Annotated in this window: 15 protein-coding genes; 12 read left to right on the plus strand and 3 right to left on the minus strand. The window is 43.0% G+C overall.

What is annotated here, in order from left to right; genetic code table 11:
* The first annotated feature begins 255 nt into the window (after positions 1–255).
* Positions 256–3,003 (plus strand): PAS domain S-box protein, encoded by a 2,748-nt coding sequence (locus tag MHI12_RS12620; RefSeq protein ID WP_341007092.1) that lies wholly within the window; start codon positions 256–258, stop codon positions 3,001–3,003.
* Positions 3,004–3,086: 83 nt separating this feature from the next.
* Here MHI12_RS12620 and MHI12_RS12625 read toward each other — a convergent pair whose 3' ends face one another.
* On the minus strand, positions 3,087–3,299 hold the full coding sequence (locus MHI12_RS12625) for a hypothetical protein (protein WP_017688899.1): 213 nt from the start codon (positions 3,297–3,299) through the stop codon (positions 3,087–3,089).
* 117 nt (positions 3,300–3,416) lie between these two features.
* Positions 3,417–4,172: a hypothetical protein gene (locus tag MHI12_RS12630; protein WP_405172541.1), complete on the minus strand. Its 756-nt coding sequence runs from the start codon at positions 4,170–4,172 to the stop codon at positions 3,417–3,419.
* Positions 4,173–4,778: 606 nt separating this feature from the next.
* On the opposite strand from MHI12_RS12630, the gene MHI12_RS12635 reads away from it, so the two are divergent.
* From MHI12_RS12635 to MHI12_RS12650, 4 genes are all read left to right on the plus strand, one after another.
* The gene (locus MHI12_RS12635) at positions 4,779–6,473 is read left to right on the plus strand and encodes a M3 family oligoendopeptidase (protein WP_405172542.1); all 1,695 of its coding nucleotides are present in this window, start codon (positions 4,779–4,781) and stop codon (positions 6,471–6,473) included.
* A gap of 246 nt (positions 6,474–6,719) precedes the next feature.
* Positions 6,720–7,871 carry an iron-containing alcohol dehydrogenase gene (locus tag MHI12_RS12640; RefSeq protein WP_405172543.1) on the plus strand — a complete coding sequence of 384 codons (1,152 nt, stop codon included), beginning with the start codon at positions 6,720–6,722 and terminating at the stop codon, positions 7,869–7,871.
* Positions 7,872–8,029: 158 nt separating this feature from the next.
* Complete coding sequence (locus MHI12_RS12645; RefSeq protein WP_405172544.1) at positions 8,030–8,968, plus strand: tyrosine-type recombinase/integrase; 939 nt, start codon at positions 8,030–8,032, stop codon at positions 8,966–8,968.
* A gap of 128 nt (positions 8,969–9,096) precedes the next feature.
* Entirely contained in the window at positions 9,097–10,608 is a 1,512-nt protein-coding gene (locus MHI12_RS12650; protein ID WP_340915588.1) for an SIR2 family protein, read from the plus strand.
* Here the strand turns inward: MHI12_RS12650 and MHI12_RS12655 are convergent.
* The gene (locus MHI12_RS12655; RefSeq protein ID WP_405172545.1) at positions 10,535–11,281 is read right to left on the minus strand and encodes a toll/interleukin-1 receptor domain-containing protein; all 747 of its coding nucleotides are present in this window, start codon (positions 11,279–11,281) and stop codon (positions 10,535–10,537) included. The two genes, MHI12_RS12650 and MHI12_RS12655, sit on opposite strands and share 74 nt — an antisense overlap.
* Before the next feature lie 630 nt (positions 11,282–11,911).
* Between MHI12_RS12655 and MHI12_RS12660 the strand changes: the two genes are divergently transcribed.
* The 7 genes from MHI12_RS12660 (at position 11,912) to MHI12_RS12690 (ending at position 21,403) form a co-directional block, all read left to right on the plus strand.
* On the plus strand, positions 11,912–13,081 hold the full coding sequence (locus MHI12_RS12660) for a glucose-1-phosphate adenylyltransferase (RefSeq protein WP_341009828.1): 1,170 nt from the start codon (positions 11,912–11,914) through the stop codon (positions 13,079–13,081).
* 26 nt (positions 13,082–13,107) lie between these two features.
* Positions 13,108–14,211 carry a glucose-1-phosphate adenylyltransferase subunit GlgD gene (glgD, locus tag MHI12_RS12665; RefSeq protein ID WP_341007096.1) on the plus strand — a complete coding sequence of 368 codons (1,104 nt, stop codon included), beginning with the start codon at positions 13,108–13,110 and terminating at the stop codon, positions 14,209–14,211.
* A 313-nt stretch (positions 14,212–14,524) separates the two neighbouring features.
* On the plus strand, positions 14,525–16,957 hold the full coding sequence (locus tag MHI12_RS12670) for a glycogen/starch/alpha-glucan phosphorylase (protein ID WP_405172546.1): 2,433 nt from the start codon (positions 14,525–14,527) through the stop codon (positions 16,955–16,957).
* Positions 16,958–17,220: 263 nt separating this feature from the next.
* Positions 17,221–18,090, plus strand: a complete 870-nt coding sequence (locus tag MHI12_RS12675; RefSeq protein ID WP_405172547.1) for an effector binding domain-containing protein — start codon at positions 17,221–17,223, stop codon at positions 18,088–18,090.
* A 42-nt stretch (positions 18,091–18,132) separates the two neighbouring features.
* Positions 18,133–18,591, plus strand: a complete 459-nt coding sequence (locus MHI12_RS12680) for a VanZ family protein (RefSeq protein WP_405172548.1) — start codon at positions 18,133–18,135, stop codon at positions 18,589–18,591.
* Between the two features lie 329 nt (positions 18,592–18,920).
* Complete coding sequence (locus tag MHI12_RS12685; protein WP_405172549.1) at positions 18,921–20,612, plus strand: alpha-glucosidase; 1,692 nt, start codon at positions 18,921–18,923, stop codon at positions 20,610–20,612.
* Positions 20,613–20,710: 98 nt separating this feature from the next.
* A complete protein-coding gene (locus tag MHI12_RS12690) occupies positions 20,711–21,403 on the plus strand; it encodes a metal-dependent hydrolase (protein ID WP_017688878.1) in 693 nt (230 codons plus the stop codon).
* Positions 21,404–21,480 lie beyond the last annotated feature (77 nt).

The raw sequence follows: 21,480 nt of genomic DNA on the forward strand, positions 1-21,480 counted from the left end.
CCTATTCGAATATTCAACATTGTATAATCGGGAGAGCACGGGTATTGTGTAGTATATGACGTGATGTGTTCGAATTGGTATGTACACAATGAAAGTTGTCAGCATTCAAAATTAAAAATGTCGATTCATACAGGGATTTTGTCCGATCTCGTTTATCAATCATGGCATTTGGGGTAGTACTCTATAGATGAAGTTATGTTCAGGTCGATCTATTCATACGGAATACATTCAGATTCTCATAAAGGAGGACATGTAATGTCGAAATCCATTACAGAGAGCCGATCTCTGTTCGAACAATTGTATACGCACGCACCAATCGGCATTGCTGTCGCATCGCATGTAAATGGACGGTGGTTGCAGCTTAATCCTGCATTTTGCGAGATGCTTGCATACAGTGAAGATGAACTGATCGATACTTCGGTCATACATATGATCTACGAAGAAGATCTGCATATGGAGGAATTCCGCAGCAAGTTCTGGGAAATGACTCATGAAACAAGTCCGATGTACGAGACGGAGGTTCGTCTGAAACGAAAGGACGGTTCGTTATTATGGGCAACCATTAGAGCTTGCATTGTTAGGGATGAAACGAATGGTGAGCCCTTGTATTTGCTGGTACAAGCTGCTGATATTACGAAACAAAAAGATGCAGAGGAAATCCTCATTGTGCAACGTAAGCAATTGGAAGAGAGCAGTCGCATCTCTCGCCTGCTGGCGGAGTCTTCACTAGACCTGATTGCAATACATGATGCCGATTCAAGTCGTACATTTAAATATGTATCAAATGCATGTAAAAGCATGTTGGGCTATGAGTTGGAAGAAGTTATAGGTAAGCCGGGAACATTTGTGATCTATCCGGAGGATGTGCCTTTGGTTGAAGCGTACGTAGAAGAGCAGAGAAAGGGTCTGGCTCCCAAACGGCTCAATTATCGCCTGTTACATAAGGATGGATCTACGGTATGGGCAGATACGATTACGCACTATGTATATGACGATTCAGGTGAATTAATAGAGATGGTCGCCGTAACCCGGGATATCACAGCCAGCCAGCAACAACAGTTAAGCATGCAGGAGTACAGATCGTTATTTGACTGTAATCCCCTAGGTGTGGCTTCTCTTGATCTGGAAGGCAATCTGCTGAAAGCCAATATGGGTCAGGAACAGTTGACAGGACACACCAAGGAGGAGCTGCTGAGTCGTCCTTTTGATCACCTCATTGATCCTGTGGATCTGGAGAAGACTCGATATCATTTTGAGGAAACGGTGAAGGGCAATGCACAGAGCTACGAGATAGGCCTAATTCACAAAAATGGGCAGCGAATTGAAACAAATGTGATTAATGTTCCTATTATACTTGAGGACAAAGTTGTTGGGGTCTACGGGATTACCAGTGACATTACAGAGTCCAAACGTTACGTCGAGGAAATCGAGAATCTTAGTTATGAACGGGCATTGATTCTGAATGGCATGTCTGAAGGTGTTATTGGACTGGACCTGGAAGGGAATCTGAACTTTGCCAATCCGGCCGCTGCGGAGATCATGAACTTCTGTCCAAGTGAATTGAATGGCAAACCATTAGAGCAGATGATGATCCAAATGCAGAGCGAAGGCATCCCCTACCCATCCAAGGATACACCAATTCTACAGGCCGTTCGTGAGGGACGAGGTCTGCCGCGTACCGAATCCGTATTCTGGAGACCGGATGGATCCAGTTTCTTGGCGGAGTTCCAATTGAAGCCGATTATGGATCAGGGTAGAACCCGCGGAGCAGTGTTGGTTTTCCGTGATATGACATCTGTTAAGGACATCATACGTGCCAAGGAAGCAGCAGAGCATGCAGACCGGGCAAAGTCCGAGTTTCTCGCCATCATGAGTCATGAGCTTCGTACGCCATTAAACGGCATCATGGGCATGGCCCATCTGTTAATGGAAACCGAACTGGATGATGAACAGAAAGGTTTTGCGGAAATCATGATTGATAGCGGCGAATCCCTTTTGTACATTTTGAACGAAATTTTGGATTTCAGCAAAATCGAAGCAGGCAAAATGGATCTTGAGCGTGCACCTGTAGATATTAAGGCGATGCTGGGTGGGGTGATCGAGCTGTTTGCACTGAAGGCATCAGAGAAAAATATTGAACTCTATTGTGAAATGTCGGATCACATTCCTGAACGCATTCGAGGGGATGAGACACGAATCCGGCAGATTTTGATTAATCTGGTGGGTAATGCTGTTAAATTCACAGAGCAGGGCTGCATTATGGTGAGTGTAGGTGCTGATTTCTCAGATGAGCATGGTCAGGATAAGCTGATGTTGACCTTTAAGGTGAGAGATACGGGGATTGGCATTCCAATAGAAAAGCAGCATCAGTTGTTCCAATCCTTCTCACAGCTTGATCCGGCCATCAATCGCAAGTTTGGCGGGACAGGTCTGGGCCTTGCGATCAGCAAGAAACTGGTGGAGTTAATGGGCGGAGCGATTGGCGTACAGAGTGAGCTCGGTGAGGGGGCAGAATTCCAGTTCACCCTCGTAGTGGAGCGGTGGTTAGAGGAAAGTAATGACCCGATTGAAATCACTGCGAATGATGAACTGCAATTGGATCGAGCTAGTCTTGCCCATGACATCAAAATTTTGATTGCTGAGGATCAAGCGGTCAACAGTCATCTGTTGGAGGAGATGCTGCGCAAGTTTGGCGGAGTATGTGATATCGTTGAGAATGGTGCACAGGCCGTCGATTCATTGAACAAGATTCAATATGATCTGGTGTTTATGGATATTCAAATGCCAGTTATGGATGGGATTGAAGCGACCTGCCACATCAGACAGACCCACCCAGAAATACCGGTTATTGCAGCGATTACAGCTTTTGCAGGCGCCGGTGACCGTGAGGAGTGTCTGAAATGTGGGATGCAGGATTTTATCAGCAAACCGTTTCATTCCACGGAGATTAGCCGCGTACTGAATACATGGGTTCCATATATCCGCTCTCAAAGGGTAACGTAACGAAAAAATAACCTGCACCTTGATATTCAAGGTACAGGTTATTCTGTCATTTACTCAAATTAATAGGCACCTGACAACAAAACTCAGGACCAGCCTCCGATTAACCCGGAGAGAGTCACACATTCGTCATCTTCCAAATCTGCAATCAGAGTGAGTTCTTCGTTGTCTTGTGGATCAACGGAGAATAATTCACGGCGTCCGTCCTCATGCACAATAATGACTAACTGATGGCCGCCCTTTGTATCAAACTGGTACTTAACTCCAATACCAGGTAGTGGGCATTCGCGGATATTCATGAAACCTGTCACCTCTTTAGCTTTGCTTAATAAAAAATTAACCGTTCACACAGTACGGATGTATTCTACTATCCATAACACCGTTTGGCAAGTCACAAATAAAATTGGTGTTAAGAATTAATTTTTTCCGCGATGTGATCTTGCACTATGACGCTGTCTGGCCCGTCTGCGACGAACAAAAAACCAAATGAGCAGAGCAGCGATTAATAATAGACCAATGACTGCAATTATGATGATATTACGGATATTGGGAACCTGTACAGTCAGATCCAGTTTATTCATCTGGAGGGGTGAAACGTGCCAAATGAGTGTTTTTCCGCCATCCTCTACTTGATCCGCATTGGAATCGGCTGCCTTGATGGGCAAGGACAACTTGAAGTCAAAGTTAACATCTTTTAACAAGAGGTTTTTAAGAAAGCTAGGCACCTTGTTAATCTGATTTTTAATCTCACCATCTGGCATGGACTCCATGAGGTCGGCTTCTGCTGTAATGTGCATCTTGGAAGTGAAGAAGCCGGGTGAAGTTGATTGTTCAACCTTGATCCCTTGTGGTAACTCGGATGTATCAAAGCTGGTCGTATTGTTTTTTTCAAAATGAGTGGTCGCTGTGAGTTGCTTCTGATCGCCCTGTTCCGAAACCTCTGCCTGGAAGTTATTTCGATTCAATGCATCTGCGATCAGAGGCATGAGATTGTCTTGTCCAATCTTTCCAAGAGCGGAGTTCTTTACGTTGAGATTGAGATCCAGATCCGTTGATCCGTCCATATTCACCGTTAGATGGGCTTCTCCATCCGCACAGGCGGTTAAAACAGATAACATAAGGGCTAGTAAAATAGTAAGAAATAGCTGACGTAAGGGGATGCGAGTTGACATGTCTTTCAACCTTTCTGCGTAAAAATCCAAATTCCATTTCATAGAAGTATAGTATACACCGTAAACATGGCGGATGAAACTTCGCACCGTGCAGCCAGGTACGTATGATTTAGTGTGTTCGGGGAAATAATCCATTTATTAAAATTAAAGATTTCGTATTTTTGTCAATGTTCGGTCAATTCAAACGGCGCTTCACCGTGTACACTAGTAGTAGTGTGATGAATATACGGAAGCAGGGAGGTTACATTCATGACATATATCATTATTATGGCCGTTATTATGGTCGTGGGCATGGTCGGAATGGGCTGGTTCTATCAGATTATGGATAAAGACCAAAGCTAGTATTTTTTAAATGTGAAAAGAAGAGAGACAACCTATAAGCTGGCTTCGCTAACGCGAGGCGGGCTTATTTGTGTGGGGAATATTTTTGAGGCACTGACCTTACATAAGTACGTAATATATGTAACCATTCATGTTGTACAATTTGACCGATGGACAAATATTTTTCGTAATTATGGGATTTTTTAGCTGCTCTTTTGTATAATAGGGGGTAGTTTAACTCGGGATACTCCCGAAATTCTGCCAAACAGGAAAGGGTGTACATAAATGAAATTTAGTGAGTATACGTATACACGTCCGAATCTGGAACACATCAAGACATCTTTCCGTAAGCTGTTGAGCGGTTTTGAAGCTGCGGCAACGGTTGAAGAACAGAGTGGGTTCATGGATCAGATTAACGCGCTACGCAGTGATTTTGAGACACAAGCCCAATTGGTCTACATCCGTCATTCCATTGATACCAATGATGAGTTTTACAAGGCGGAGAACGAATTTTTGGATGAGAATGCACCAATTGTACAGGAATACATCACGGATTTTTACCGTGCATTGGTTAACTCCAAATTCCGCAACGAGTTGGAACAAAAATGGGGTTCACAGCTGTTCCAACTGGCGGATCTTTCACTGAAAACATTCAGCCCAGAAATTATTGAAGAACTCCAGAAGGAGAACAAACTTTCCACAGAATACAATCAATTGATCGCATCCGCTAAAATTCCTTTCGAAGGTGAAGAGCGTACGTTGCCACAGCTTCATCCATTTGAACTGTCCACGGATCGCTCCATGCGGGAGCGTGCTTCGGAAGCCAGATACACTTTCATGGCTGAACATGAAGCTGAATTCGATCGCATTTACGATGAACTGGTTAAAGTGCGTACACAAATCGCGAAGAAACTGGGTTATCCAAGCTATGTAGAACTCGGCTATGATCGCATGAACCGCACGGATTACAACGCAGAGATGGTTGCTAACTTCCGGGCACAAGTTCGTGATTATATTGTACCTGTGGCGACCAAGCTCAGAGAGCGCCAGCGTAATCGGATTGATGTGGATACGCTGTATTATTACGATCAGGGATTCAGCTTCAAGACGGGTAACCCGACACCTAAAGGTGACGCGGACTGGATTATCGATAATGGTAAAAAAATGTACGCTGAATTATCACCAGAGACAGATGCATTTTTCCAAATGATGACCGAAAACGAGCTTATGGATCTGGTAAGCAAAAAAGGTAAACAGGGCGGCGGATATTGTACGTTCCTGAACGATTACAAAGTGCCGTTTATCTTCTCCAACTTCAACGGTACATCCGGTGATATTGATGTATTGACGCATGAAGCAGGTCATGCTTTCCAGGTGTATGAGAGCCGTGATTTTGCAGTGCCTGAATACAACTGGCCGACATATGAATCGGCTGAAATTCATTCCATGAGTATGGAGTTCTTCACATGGCCGTGGATGCAGTTGTTCTTCAAGGAAGATACGGACAAGTACAAGTTTGATCATCTGTCTTCCGGTCTGTTGTTCATTCCGTATGGTGTAGCTGTGGATGAATTCCAGCATTTTGTGTATGCGAACCCGGATGCAACTCCAACGGAGCGCAAGCAGGCTTGGCGCAACATTGAGAAGACCTATCTGCCACACATCAATTACAAAGATAATGCGTATTTGGAGCAAGGTGGTTTCTGGCATAAACAGGGTCACATTTTCTCATCGCCATTCTATTACATTGACTATACGTTGGCACAAATCTGTGCATTCCAGTTCTGGAAACGCAGCAATGAGGACATGAAGTCCGCATGGGCCGACTATCTGACATTGTGCAAAGCGGGAGGAAGCCTGTCCTTCACCGGATTGGTTGAACTGGCTGGATTGAACTCTCCATTCGAGGATGGCTGTGTATCATCCGTAATTGGCGATATTGAGGCATGGCTTGACGGCGTGAACGATAAGGCGCTGTAAGCCTTTGTAAGGATGCTTTTAGTGAAAGTACCTTCGGTAAGGTATAAGCACTGGATAAAGCTTTAAGATAGATAAGTAAGACGGCTTGGAGACCTTCGGGTGTCTGGGTCGTCTGTTTTATTACGGGTAAAAATCAACCTCCAGTGTAACATTTATAGGATTAATTGTGATTTATTTCACTATATCTGAAAACGGATTCAGTTACAATGGAGATAGTAAATCAGGGGTTACAGGAGGCTGGTTCAAATGGCAACACATGCATATTATGTTCCGCCCGTGAACTTGATGGGTAGAGGATGTTTACAAGAAGCAGGTCAGATGATTGAACAGATGGGTATTCGCAAGGCGCTGGTTGTAAGTGATCGTCAATTGATTACTTCAGGCGTTGCTGAACAGGTACTGTCTATATTAAGAAAATCAGGGTTAGACTATGTAGTATATGATGAGGTTCAGCCTAATCCAACATGTCAGAATGTACATGACGGACTTCGAGTATTCCACGATCATGGCTGTGACGCCATTATATCGATAGGCGGAGGTTCACCGCAGGATGCTGCCAAAGGCATTGGCATTGTAGCTGCGAACGGTGGGCATATCCGTGAATATGAAGGATTTCATCAATCGAAACATAAGTCCGTGCCACTTGTGGCTGTTAACACAACGGCTGGCACATCGAGCGAGGTGACAATAAACTACGTGATTACAGATGAGGAACGTAAAGTGAAGATGGTGATGGTGGACCGCAATAGTCTGGTTTCCCTGTCGGTTAATGATCCGGAGCTGATGCTCAGCAAACCTGCAAGTCTCACAGCGGCCACAGGAATGGATGCGTTGACACATGCCGTAGAAGCGATGGTTACACCGGGTGGATTTACAGTGACAAGTGCCACAGCTGCAGCAGCTGTTGAACTGATCTTTGAATATTTGCCAAGAGCCGTGAGAGACGGCAGTGATCTGGAAGCGCGGGAACATATGACGTATGCGTGTTTCCTTGGCGGGATTGCTTTTAATAATGCAGGATTAGGTTATGTCCATGCGATGGCGCATCAACTGGGTGGCGTATATGATCTGCCGCACGGTGTCTGTAACGCAATGTTACTCCCCTATGTGGAAGAGTTGAACGCCAAGCATGTACCCGGCAAATTCCGTCATATTGCTAAGGCAATTGGTATGGATGTGAAGGGTAGAAGTGATGAGGAGTGTTCGGATTACGTCATTGAGGCCATACGCCAGCTATCGAAGGAAGTCGGCATTCCTGAGAAACTGTCTGAACTGGGTGTAAAAGATCCCGATGTGGAACTGCTTGCCGATAACGCGATGAAAGATGCCTGTGCACCAGGCAATCCCTATCAACCGTCCAAGGATGAAGTGATGGAGTTGTTCCGCAAAATTATTTAAGTGAGAACGTATCGAGTCGGAGGGGATCCGGCTCTTTTTTGTTTTTCAAATCTCGGATATTGTATCTATGCCTTTGGGCATCTTCACAAATGGAGTTCAATGCGTAATAATGTAGGTCGGGCCATTGGCAACATATGACATCGACATCAGGAGGCATCATGAGACTTAGTACAAGTAACCTAAACACCTATATTAAGCAATATGAGACTTATTTAAGCGTGGAGCGTAATCTATCACTTAAATCCATTAAAGCCTATCTGTCTGATCTCAATAGACTTGTAGAATGGCTTGATACTAAACATATTCATGATGTAACCAGAGAAAATTTACGAATGTATCTGGAACAATTAAACAGTGAACACACACTTAAAGACTCGACCATTAAAAGAAAGTACATATGCTTCAAAGCATTTTTTAATTATTTGGTTCAAAGCGGAGATATAAGCGAGTCCCCAATTATTGGTTTCGGAAAAAAATTCAAAACGGCAAGACGTATTCCAAAGACACTTTCTGTCAATGAGGTTGAAAAGTTATTAAATGCACCACAAGAGCACATGAAACAATTACACACGAGTTTTAGAAGAAGAATCAACCTTCGCAACGATGCTATCATTGAACTGCTCTATGTGATTGGAATTCGTATTGGAGAACTAGTGAATATTGATATGGAGCACATCGATCTCGAAGAGAAAACCGTGTTGATTTTTGGAAAAGGCCGTAAGGAGCGATTGCTATACATTTCAAGTAGCGAAGTCATCCATAAAATTAAAACATGGTTGCATGCCCGCGAACATTTCGATCCCCAATCTGATGCCTTGTTCCTCAATAAATACGGTGATCGACTCTCCATTTACTCCATTGAGGATATTTACTCTAAATACAGGGACTTATCTAAGGTTAGCAAAAAATCAACACCGCATTATCTCAGACACAGCTTTGCTACACATCTGCTGAATAATGGTGCAGATTTACGATCAGTCCAAGAAATTCTCGGACATACCAATGTCAGCACGACCCAAATATACACAGAAGTGTCTGTTGAACGGAAGAAGGATGTGCTTTCACGGTTTAATCCGAGAAATAATCTAAAAGTGTAGAGAAAAACCTCCAAATAACTATAAATTATTTGGAGGTCTATTGAATAATTAGATTTGAAAGGTATTGTAATATTGCACTCAACAAAAACACGTTCTACAAATCGTAGTAAAAGAAAGGTTTGGGGTTAATGGATGATATAAGCAAAGAAATCTTTATTCGTGAATTTGAAAAAGCGATTTTCCAAGAAAATGCTGCCATTTTTGCTGGAGCTGGCTTATCTCAAAATTCTGGTTTTGTCAATTGGAAAGAGCTTCTGCGAGAATTAGCTACAGAGATTAAATTAGATGTTGATAAGGAATCTGATTTAATCTCACTTGCTCAATACTTTGTAAACGGTCGATCAGGAAGTAAACATGAGTTGTTGACACTTATCCTACAAAAATTTTCTCATAATTATGTAAAGAATGATCCTATGGATATATTAGCGTCAATGCCAATTAAAACATATTGGACAACTAACTATGACAACATAATTGAGAGATGTATAGAAAAACAAAATAAAGAATATGACCTAAAAATCTCTGACTCAAACTTCTCTACAACTAAAGATAATTCTGATGTAACAATATATAAATTTCATGGTGATTCACGCACTCCGGATAGTATAGTTTTAACAAAAGATGATTATAGTTCCTTTTATAGTACTCATCAACTATTTATTAACGCACTCACGGGTCAACTTTTAACTAAAACTTTTCTCTTTATTGGCTACAGTTTTAATGATCCAGATTTTTTACAGATACTTTCCTCTATTCGAGCAATAGCCAAAAATGTTAGAACACATTATTGCTTAACGAAAAGAATAAATAGTTTTGAAATTGAAAAAAAATATTCAGAAACTCCAGAAAACACCCCAGAAAAGAAAAAGTTGAAAATTGAATATGACAACTGCTTATATGAAATAGAGAAGCAAAAACACATAGTAAAAGATTTAAAAAGATTTGGAATTAATACTGTTTTTGTTGATGATCACAAAGAAATCCCTAGATTACTATCACAAATTCAAAAGAAGAATGCCACTAGAAAAATCTTCATAGCAGGTAGTTGCAGGGATTACGGTGTTTGGACTGAACAAGATGCTGCAATTTTAATGAGTAAGTTGGGAGAAAAATTAATAAAAAAAGACTATCATATTTCTACAGGTTTAATTGAGGGAGTAGGTCCTCAAGTAGTCAGTGGTGCATTACACGCCATCGCTGAGAAAAATTTTGATATAAATAAGTATTTATCTATAAAAACGTTGCCCCTTATTAAAGGCAAAGCAGATCACATAGATCATGACGCAAAAAAAATGTACCAGGACGATATGATTAAGAAGGTCGGAATAGTTATATTCTTATTCGGAAATAACTTTTACGATGGACAGCTTAAAGCATCTAAGGGAGTACTAGGTGATTACTCTCGTGCACTTGAACATAACAAATATATAATTCCAGTCGGGGCAACTGGATATGCTGCTAAAGTAATATTAGAAGAAATAGAATTAAACATCGAAAAGTTTTATTATTTAAAGAATTTTATCTCGAGGTTAAATACCGAAACTGATCCTGATATGTTAGTTAATACTATTTTAGAAACGATAGAGTACATTCGTGATTTTGAGTATGACAATCTATTAGAACTTTCCCTATTAAGTTAATAACATCAAGGTCAGAGCGAGTAAACATTTCATTAAAATAAAATTGCAGTTTGATTTCCGTTATGTTTATTAAAACATTAATGAAATTGGGAACTATAATTTTGTTTGTCTTATAAAAGTAATGTATGAACTTACCTATATTATTTGCGGAAATAACACAAGAATCTTTATATTGTGTCTCAATATAACTATATATTAATGATTCGAAAATTGTATTTTCAATTTTAGTTGAAATGCATTTCTTTTTATTTTTCTCAATATAGACAGTAAGTATTTTATTAATTGCATATTGATAGCTATCATCATTAACAGAACGAATAGTTACCCTATCCAGAGATTTTATAAATGAGTATTCCATAGGGATATCTTCCTTGGTAATTTCAAATAATAGTGGAAACACAGGAATATTATTATTGATGAAATACTGAAACTCAATCTGACACCACTTTTTGAAGAAGTAATTATTACTAATGATTAGAATTGCTCCAATGGTCTTCTTTGTTTCATTAAGAACCTCACCCAAATGTTCGAGAACGTTCACACCAAGTGGAACATCGTGAATATCAACCCAAAGTTTAATTCCATATGTTGATAAATCTTTTATTACATGTTCACTAAATCCATCATACGAAGACCTTGAGTAGCTAAAGAAAAAATCAAACTTTGCATTCAAATCTATAAGACCTCCAAATAATTTATAGTTATTAGTATGTAATTCCTCGATAGACTTAATGCTTTAGCAATTTCTAATTACTATTTAAGACCACGATTATCTATTCGACACATTTCTATATATTCCTCTAAAAATTTACAAATAAATTGCCGTTTTCTGATTCGTAAGACCTGCATTTTTGATTTTATAGGTTTATGGGTCTAGAGTGTCACACTTTTACCATGAATTTTCCAAAAGGAGTTTGGTTCCCTATTATCGAATACAATATGAATAACAGCGGCACGAGAAAGGGTAATCTTACCCGCAACTTGATGTCGATGTTTTCCAGTAAGATTCCCCAGTCCGTTTCGTGTTTAATGTTAAATAGGAGTAGTCTATTTCATTGTTCACGAGCTACACCTGAAGTTCTGCATCTAACATTCACCTCTGTAAGACAATCAAGGCAATTCTACACCAGCATCATCTCTATTTCAGGCTTTACAATCCAAGCAGTTCAACTGCAACAAAGATTCACCGGTTACACATCTGTACAGCAAGCTCCTAATCAAGACAACAGTGTCCACACAACAGAATATCGATTATGGGCTCTGAAATGAATCAGAACGAATGCACGTGGAGGAGGCTGTAATGATGGCGAAAAAAGAAGTTGTAGCGATGCTACTTGCCGGAGGGCAAGGTAAGAGGTTAAAAGGATTGACCAAATCACTGGCTAAGCCGGCTGTTTATTTTGGCGGCACGTACCGAATCATTGATTTTCCGCTGAGTAACTGCTCTAATTCTGGTATTGATACAGTGGGTGTATTGACCCAATATGAACCACTTGTCTTACATTCCTATATTGGTATTGGCAGTGACTGGGATCTGGATCGGAAAAACGGCGGGGTATATGTACTTCCTCCACATGAACGTGAAGACGGTAGCAACTGGTACCGGGGTACAGCGGATGCGATCTTCCGCAACCTGAACTTTATTGAACAATTCGATCCTGAGCATGTGCTCATTCTGTCAGGGGATCATATCTATAAGATGGACTACGAAAAAATGCTCCAGTATCACAAAGATAAAGATGCGGATTGCACCATATCGGTCATTGATGTTTCATTGGAAGAAGCCAGCCGATTCGGGGTGTTGAACACCAATGATGACTATAGCATCTATGAATTTGAAGAAAAACCTCCTGAGCCCAAGAGCACACTCGCTTCCATGGGTATCTATCTCTTCAAGTGGGATGTACTGAAACGTTTCCTGATCCAGGATGAACAACAGGCATCCACCTCCTATGATTTTGGTAAAGATATTATTCCTTTATTGCTTGAAAATGAAAAATCCTTATATGCGTATCCATTTGAAGGTTATTGGAAAGACGTTGGTACCATTCGCAGTCTGTGGGAATCCAATATGGACCTGTTGGACGAAGACACACCGTTTAATCTGAATGATCCGGACTGGCGTATTTTCACACGTAATCCGAACCAACCTGCACAATACATCTCACCTTCGGGTAAGGTACGGAATTGTATTATTAGTGAAGGTACTGTAGTTCATGGTGAGGTCAATCATTCTGTTCTGTTCTACGGAATTGAAGTTGGTGAGAACAGTGCTGTCATCGATTCGGTGATCATGCCAAGAGTGAAAATCGGGCAAAATGTGCGCATTTACCGAGCTATTATCGCAGAAGGATTAGTTATTCCTGATGGAACACAGATTTCGCCTGCACCGGGAGATGAGAGTGATATATTGCTCGTGGATCAGGAAGAACTGGAACGTCAGCTTCGCCAAGGAATAACCAGCAAGGCCTAATTGAAGTTAAAAGGACGGTGCATGCGATGAAACAATTGATCGGAGTTATTAACCTTGACCATGAACTTGAGGAATTGAAGGAATTGACGTATTTTCGCTGCGGAGCCGCGGTGCCTTATGCCGGGCGTTACCGTCTGATCGATTTTGTTCTATCCAATATGATGAATGCAGGCATTGAGAGTATTGGTGTATTTGTACGGCGAAAATATCGCTCGTTGATGGACCATCTTGGTGACGGTAAACCTTGGGATTTGGATCGCAAGCATGGGGGTATGTTTATTTTGCCACCAGACTGGAACGATCCAACAGATACATCACAAGGGGACTTGCAGCATTTCCATAACAATTTAGACTTTTTCCACAGAGGGGCAGGACAATATGTTGTGCATGCGGGCAGTCGCCATGTGACCAAAGCAGACCTCCAGGATGTCTACAGATATCACATCAGTAAGGGAGCGGACGTTACACTGGTCTGCAAAAAAGTAGATCAACTGCTGCCTGAGCATGACGCCTGTGTCAAAGTTGAACATGACGGGGACGGTAACGTGGTGGACATTCACCAAAGCGCTAATCACCCGAATATATATACAGAAATTTTCATCATGGAAAAAGAATTGTTCCTGCGCCAGGTGCAACGCTGCATTGATCATGGCGAGAGCCATTTCTTCCGGGATGTGATTCAAAAAAATCCGGATGGATTGAATATCGCTGCGTATGCATATGATGGCTATCACGCAGTCATCAATTCCATTGACAGTTATTATCGCAACAGTATGGATCTGCTGAACACAGGGCAATATGAACAACTGTTCAAGGAAGATCCGATCCAGACCAAAATTAAATATGAAGCCCCTGCCAAATACCTGGATACCGCCGATGTTAAACATTCACTTCTCGCGAATGGCTGTATCGTAGGTGGAGAGGTGGAGGACAGCATTCTGTTCCGTGGTGTGCAGGTGGCCAAGGGTGCCAAAATAAAAGGTTCCATCATCATGCAGAAATGTTACATTGGTGAGGGGACGGTCCTTGAGAATGTCATTCTCGATAAAGACGTGAGGCTGACCGGAGGACAGACGCTGATCGGCGACCCGTCGAATCCATACATTTTAGCGAAAAGTACTATTATCTAATGCCCACACGTAACCGATATCTTCTATAAATATATATAAAATAAAATTCCTGTAGGATGGATTTAAGGTTCATGGACGAAAGTTGTTTGATAAAGAGCTAGGCAGTAAGTGAAGGGGACGAAATCGATTCTGAAGAAGCATAGCGGTCGCCTTTATCACTGTATTTTCACATCTAAATAATAAAATCAAAAAATACAGGGATAACAGCGATCAAAAGAACGATTCGTAACCGTAACGGGCGCATGCTCAAACCAAAATGTTGAGTGTATGAACCGCCACCATCCTACAGGATTTCCCCGGGAGGAACCTACTTTTGTTTGACAACAAGGAAACGTTCAAGAGTATCTTTACACGGAATCTGGTCAGCAAATTGGGCAAACCGATTGAAGAAGCAACACAGGAAGACGTGTACCATGTACTGGGAAGCATGATCCGTGAATATGCAGGCCAGGATTGGGCAGCGTCGAATCAGGGGTTCAAGCAGCGCCAGGATAAACAGGTCTATTACTTCTCGCTGGAATTCCTGATTGGACGTCTGCTCGGCAACAATCTGTTGAATGTGAATGAATTGGAATTGGTGCGTGACAGTTTAGCTGAGCTGGGCTTCTCCTTAGAAGAGATAGAAGAACAAGAGGCGGATGCAGGACTCGGTAACGGAGGTCTGGGACGACTGGCTGCCTGTTTCCTGGATTCACTCGCATCACTACGATATGCAGGACATGGTTGCGGGATTCGATATAAATACGGGTTGTTTGAGCAAAAAATCATCAATGGTAATCAGGTAGAGTTACCCGATAACTGGCTGGATAAGGGCAATGAATGGGAAGTCCGCCGTCCAGACAAAAAGGTGGAAGTACAGTTCTGGGGCCGAGTAGAAGCTCATGAGCAGGATGGAGAATATCAGTTTGTTACAAAAGATGCCGAATCGGTTGTCGCCATACCCTATGACGTGCCTGTCATCGGTTATGGTCAAACCCATGTGAATACATTGCGTCTATGGAGTGCCGAGCCAAAGCGCGAGACTTCACTCGACACCCCTTCGAACTACTACGGTTATCTGGATTATAGCCGATCGGTTGAATCAATCTCGGAATTCCTGTATCCGGATGACTCTCAGTATGAAGGAAAGTTGCTGCGATTGAAGCAGCAATACTTCATGTGCTCAGCAGGTGTACAGAGCGCCTTGCGTACGTTCAACAAGCTGGAGTTACCGTATGATCGTTTGCCTGATAAAGTGGCCTTCCACATTAATGACACGCATCCAACCTTGGTTATTCCAGAACTGATGCGCATCCTGATTGATGTGAAGGGTTACGGCTGGGATGAAGCATGGGATATCACAACCCGTACTGTATCGTATACCAATCATACAACGCTTAGTGAGGCTCTTGAGAAATGGCCTGTATCCATGATCAGCAGGCTACTGCCACGAATCTACATGATCATTGAAGAGATCAACAAACGCTTCTGTGGCATGCTGCTGGACCGGTATCCGGGAGATCAGGATCGCATAGGGCATTTGGCGATTGTTGCAAACGATCAGGTACGGATGGCACATCTGGCGATTGTAGGCAGTCATAGCGTGAATGGTGTTGCTGCTCTGCACACCGAGATTTTGAAAGAGCGCGAGATGGCTCCGTTCTATGAACTGTATCCAGAGCGTTTCAATAACAAAACCAATGGTATCACCCATCGCCGCTGGTTGATGCATGCCAATCCGAAACTGTCGGATCTCATCACGGATACAATCGGTAACGAATGGATAACAGAGCCGGGCAAGCTGGACCAGTTGGCTGGTTTTGCGGATAATACATCATTCCAGGAGCAGTTCCGTTCAATTAAGCGGGATAACAAAGAGCGGCTTGCTGCGTATATTCTGGATCATACCGGGACAGCAGTGAATCCGGATTCCATCTTTGATGTACAGGTGAAGAGACTACATGGGTACAAACGTCAACTGTTGAACATTCTGCATGTTATGCATCTGTATAACCGACTTAAGAATGATGCTTCGTTTGATATGGTACCACGTACGTTCATCTTTGGTGCCAAGGCAGCGCCGAGTTATTATTTTGCCAAGAAAATTATCAAGCTGATCAACAACGTGGCTGACACGGTGAATCGGGATGCGGCCGTGAATGACCGCTTGAAGATATTTTTCCTTGAAAATTATTCCGTCTCTCTTGCAGAGAAGATCATTCCAGCTGCGGATGTTAGTGAACAGATCTCAACCGCAGGTAAGGAAGCTTCCGGTACGGGCAACATGAAGTTTATGATGAACGGTGCTTTAACAATTGGCACGATGGATGGAGCCAACGTGGAGATGGCAGAGCAAGTCGGAGAAGAAAATATGTTCATCTATGGTCTGCGTGCAGACGAAGTGCTTGAGTATTATCGTTCCGGCAGTTATCGTCCGAATGAGATTGTGCAGCACGATGAACGCATTCGCGAGGTCGTGGAGCAATTAGTGCATCCAGGTGCATTCTGTTATCGTGACGGGGAGTTCTGGGATATTTATGACTCCTTGCTGGCCCATGGTGATGAATACTTTGTATTGCGTGATTTTGCTGCTTATGCAGACGCGCATGCTGCGATTGACCAAGCGTATCGGGATATTCCGGGCTGGACTCGGAAAGCGATATTAAACACGGCACATTCCGGCATATTCTCCAGTGATCGTACCATTAGTGAGTATGCGACAGATATCTGGGGTATTCATCCTGTGTCCGGGAACTGGAAAGGTTAAGAATAGATTGTTAAACAAACAAGTCCCCTTGTTCACAAGAGCTATCTCTGCTGGTAAATCAACCAGCGTAGAGAGCATCTCCTTGTAGAACAAGGGGATTTTGGCATAGAGTGTATCATAGTGTCATTCAACATGATGAGAAGTGCAACTCACATATTTCCATCATACAAGTTCGCACACAAAATCAAAAAAAAGATCTGGATCTCAGTCATACTACATAAGAAATCGTTTGATATTTTGAATTAGATAGGGGAGCTGTCACTATGGATCATTACACACGAATTCAGCTTGCTATTGAGTATTTGGAGCAGCATTTGCAAGATGATTTTAATATCAGAGAGACGTCCGCTGCTGCGAGCTTTTCGGCGTTTCATTTTCAGCGTTTATTCCAGGCAATCACGGGATTCACGGTACTGGAATACGTGCGCAGACGCAGATTAACGGAGGCTGCTGGGATGCTTCGGGGCACATCGGAAGGCATATTGGACATTGCGATGAGCTTTGGCTATCAATCCCAAGAGGCATTTACCCGTGCATTTTCAGCCTACTTTGGAATGACACCCGCGAAGCTGCGCAAGCTGGAAGCGGATCAGTTGTCTTTTTTGAAGATGCAACAGAGCATTGATTTTAATGATTATCGAACTTCGCTTGGTGGAACATTCCACATGAACACACCCCGTCTAGTCACATTGGAAACGAACTGGATTGTCGGCTATGAATATAAGACCAACCTGAATGACAATCAGCATTATGCTGAAATACCCGGATTTTATCACGATTTTGGCATGGAACAGAAATTCATGGCGATCCCGGAGAGGACACGCCCTGATATGGCTTACGGTGTGGCCTGTCATTTTGAAGAGGATGGAGCATTTTCTTTTATTGTGGGTGAAGAAAGCAGTGGAGCATCACAGGTACTTGAACCCGGTTTTACTTCAATTGAAATTCCGGGTGGGTTGTATGCAGAATTCACCGTGGAAGGCTCCGGTCAGGATATTCGGAAAATGATCTATGGCAGCTGGTTGCCGCAGTCTAACTATGAACGGAGGGAAGGGCCTGACTTTGAAGTGACGGATGTCTGGAAATCGACCCCTGAACAACTGGACATGAAGATCTATATCCCGTTAAAATAGACCTTACCGCTTCGCGGAAAACAAGGTCGGAGGATAGAAGGAATGAACGAAATGTCTTGGCTCCACTCCAAGTGGATGCTGACCATTGTTGCTTGCATGACAGCGCTCTACATACTGATTATGGGCATTTTACTGTTTGTTAGTGGCCGAACACCAGGCATGTATTATCAATATAATCTCGTACCCTTCGAGACGATTCGTCCACTTCTTATGGAGAGGGAGAGGTACAATACAGATACCTGGGTCAAAAACCTCTTTGGCAATATCGTATTGTTCATTCCGCTGGGCATCTGGATTCCATGGTTGTTTCGGAGGTGCCGCACATTCCTGATCTTTACATCTACAGTTGTTTTGCTTCTGTTATGTGTTGAGGTCACACAATTGATTACACGTGTAGGTTCGTTTGATGTGGATGACATTATTCTGAACACGATCGGTGCCTGGATCGGATACGTCGGATTTAAGTTAATTTTATGTTCACGAAGAAGGACTCGGAAATGAGCCGCAGAGCGCGGTCCATGACCGGGTCTTTTTGCATAAGATACCTTTCAAATGTTTACAAGGGAATCTTTTCGGATAAAACATATTAACGGCTTAATACAGTGAGCAGAGATTATATATATAAATTGAACTAAACATTTACACGAAACGGAGAGGACAGAAATAACCTGAGGAAGCGAAAGCGTTCGCCTTTATCCCCGGATTTTCCCCTTATAAGGGGAATTCATAAAATCTGGGGATAACAGCGATCGGAAGGTTGTTCTGTCATCGGAGTGTCCAGTGTAAATATTCTTAGTTCAAATTATATAGTGGACAAAGATGAGAGCGAGGTGGGCGATATCGTTTGGTGGAAAGAGAGTGTGGTATACCAGATTTACCCGAGCAGCTTTAAGGATTCGGACGGGGATGGATATGGCGACTTGCAGGGAATCTATGAGAAACTCGATTATTTGGAGAATTTGGGCGTAGATGTGATCTGGCTCTGTCCCATCTACGATTCACCAGGACATGATAACGGATATGATATCCGGGATTACTACGGCATTTTACGCAAGTATGGCACGATGGAGGATTTTGATCGATTATTGGCAGAGGCACACAAGCGTGGCCTCAAGATCATGATGGACCTGGTGCTGAATCATACGTCAGATGAACATGCTTGGTTTGCTGAATCGCGTTCATCAAAGATGAATCCGAAGCGGGATTATTATATTTGGCGTTCAGGCAAAAATGGGCAGCTGCCAAATAATTGGGAGTCCTATTTTGGGGGTTCGGTGTGGAAACATGACCCTGAAACAAATGAATATTATTTGCATCTGTATTCGGAACAGCAACCGGATCTCAACTGGAATAATGCACAGATGGCAGAAGAGATGTATGAGATGGTGCATTGGTGGCTGGAAAAAGGGGTCGACGGATTCCGTTTCGATGCAGTAGCGCATATCGCCAAGGCAGAGGGTCTGCCAAGTGCCCACAACCCGCATAATTTGCCGGTGGTTCCAGCGTATCAGCTCTTTTCCAACCTGGAACAGGTACACTCGATCTTGAAGAAGCTGAATAACATGATCCTGAAACCCTACGGACCCATGACAGTTGGCGAAACTTCAGGACTTGGACCTGAGCAGGCGTTGGCTTATGTGGGGACGGATCGTGATGAGCTTAATATGGTATTCCAGTTTGAGCATATGTTTATCGATGCTAAATCCTCCGGAATTGGTAAATGGAACTATAAGGAATGGAAATTGACAGATCTCAAAGAAATCATGAGCCGGTGGCAAACGGTTTTGCATGGTAGAGGCTGGAACGCCAATTACATGGGCAATCATGATCAGCCCCGCCCGGTTTCCCGTTTTGGTGATGATGGTAAATATCGGGTGCGTTCTGCTCAGATGCTGGCGACATGGATGCTTACACTCGAAGGGACCCCCTACATCTATCAAGGAGAAGAGATCGGCATGACCAATGTCGCTTTTCCGAATATCGAACAATACCGGGACATAGAGACCAAAAATTATTTCAATCATTACATTGGTCAAGGTAAATCAAAGCATGAAGTCATGCAGGCGATCTGGCTGAAGAGTCGCGATAATGCCCGCACGCCTATGCAATGGGATGAGACGGAACACGCAGGTTTTACCCAGGGTCAGCCGTGGATTCAGGTGAATGATAATTATCCTGAGATTAATGTGGCTGATGCCGAAAGTGATCCGCAATCCATTTTGCATTATTACCGTAAGTTAATTGCCCTTCGCAAACAACATAAAGTGCTTATCTATGGTGCGTATGAACTGCTGCTGCCGGATGATCCGGATATCTATGCCTATACCCGAACGCTGGATGATGAGCAGATGCTGGTCATTCTGAATTTCCGTGGGCATGAGCCTGAGATGCACTGGCCGGAAGGCTGGACTTCCGAGCATGCCAAGCTGATCATCAGCAATGTGAGCAGACGTTATTCTACCGATGAAGGTGCCATTCAGCTTCAGCCGTATGAAGCAAGGGTATATCGTAAGCAGCGGTGAGACGGAGGCTAGCGTAATTTTGCGTTGGTGAAGAGCTATGATTTATAATAAATAGTGGTTTTCAAAATAATCAAAACATATGTCGGGAGGAATCCAAATTGTTGAATATTACGTTCCACGGTCACTCCAGTGTACAGCTGGGCACAGAAGAAAAGTCTCTGATCATTGATCCCTTCCTGCGTGGCAACGAGCTTGCCGTCACGAAGCCTGAAGATATTAAGACCGATGTTGTGTTGCTGACACATGCACATATGGATCACATCCTCGATGCTGAACCTATTGCCAAAGCAAATAACGCCAAAGTTGTGGCTATTGTGGAATTGGCTACATATATGTCTTGGAAGGGTCTGGATACACTCGGCATGAACATGGGCGGAACGGTAGATCTTGATTTTGCTCAAGCCAAAATGATTCAGGCGTTCCACACTTCCGGGATTGTGCTCGAAGAAGAACAACGGATCATGTATGCAGGTTTGCCTGCTGGATATATCATTAATATTGGTGGTAAAACGATTTTGCATGCCGGAGACACAAGTCTCTTCGGGGATATGAAAATGATCGGTGATCGTCATGATATTGATGTAGCTTTCTTGCCCATTGGTGGACATTTCACCATGGGACCTGAGGATGCGCTCCAGGCGGCCGAATGGTTTAATGCTAAACTGACGATTCCGGTCCATTATGATACGTTCCCGGTAATTCGTCAGGATGCGGAACACTTCGTGCAACAACTGGCTGCAAAAGGGTTGGAAGGCCGTGTGCTGGCCCCGGGAGAATCTATTACCCTGTGATGCACATTTAACCCTTGTTCAATAATAAATGGATTTATGGATAAAGACGAATATCACGTCAAGATAACTGACGCGAT

The sequence above is a fragment of the Paenibacillus sp. FSL H8-0280 genome, assembly GCF_045040665.1.
Lineage (GTDB): Bacteria > Bacillota > Bacilli > Paenibacillales > Paenibacillaceae > Paenibacillus > Paenibacillus xylanexedens_A.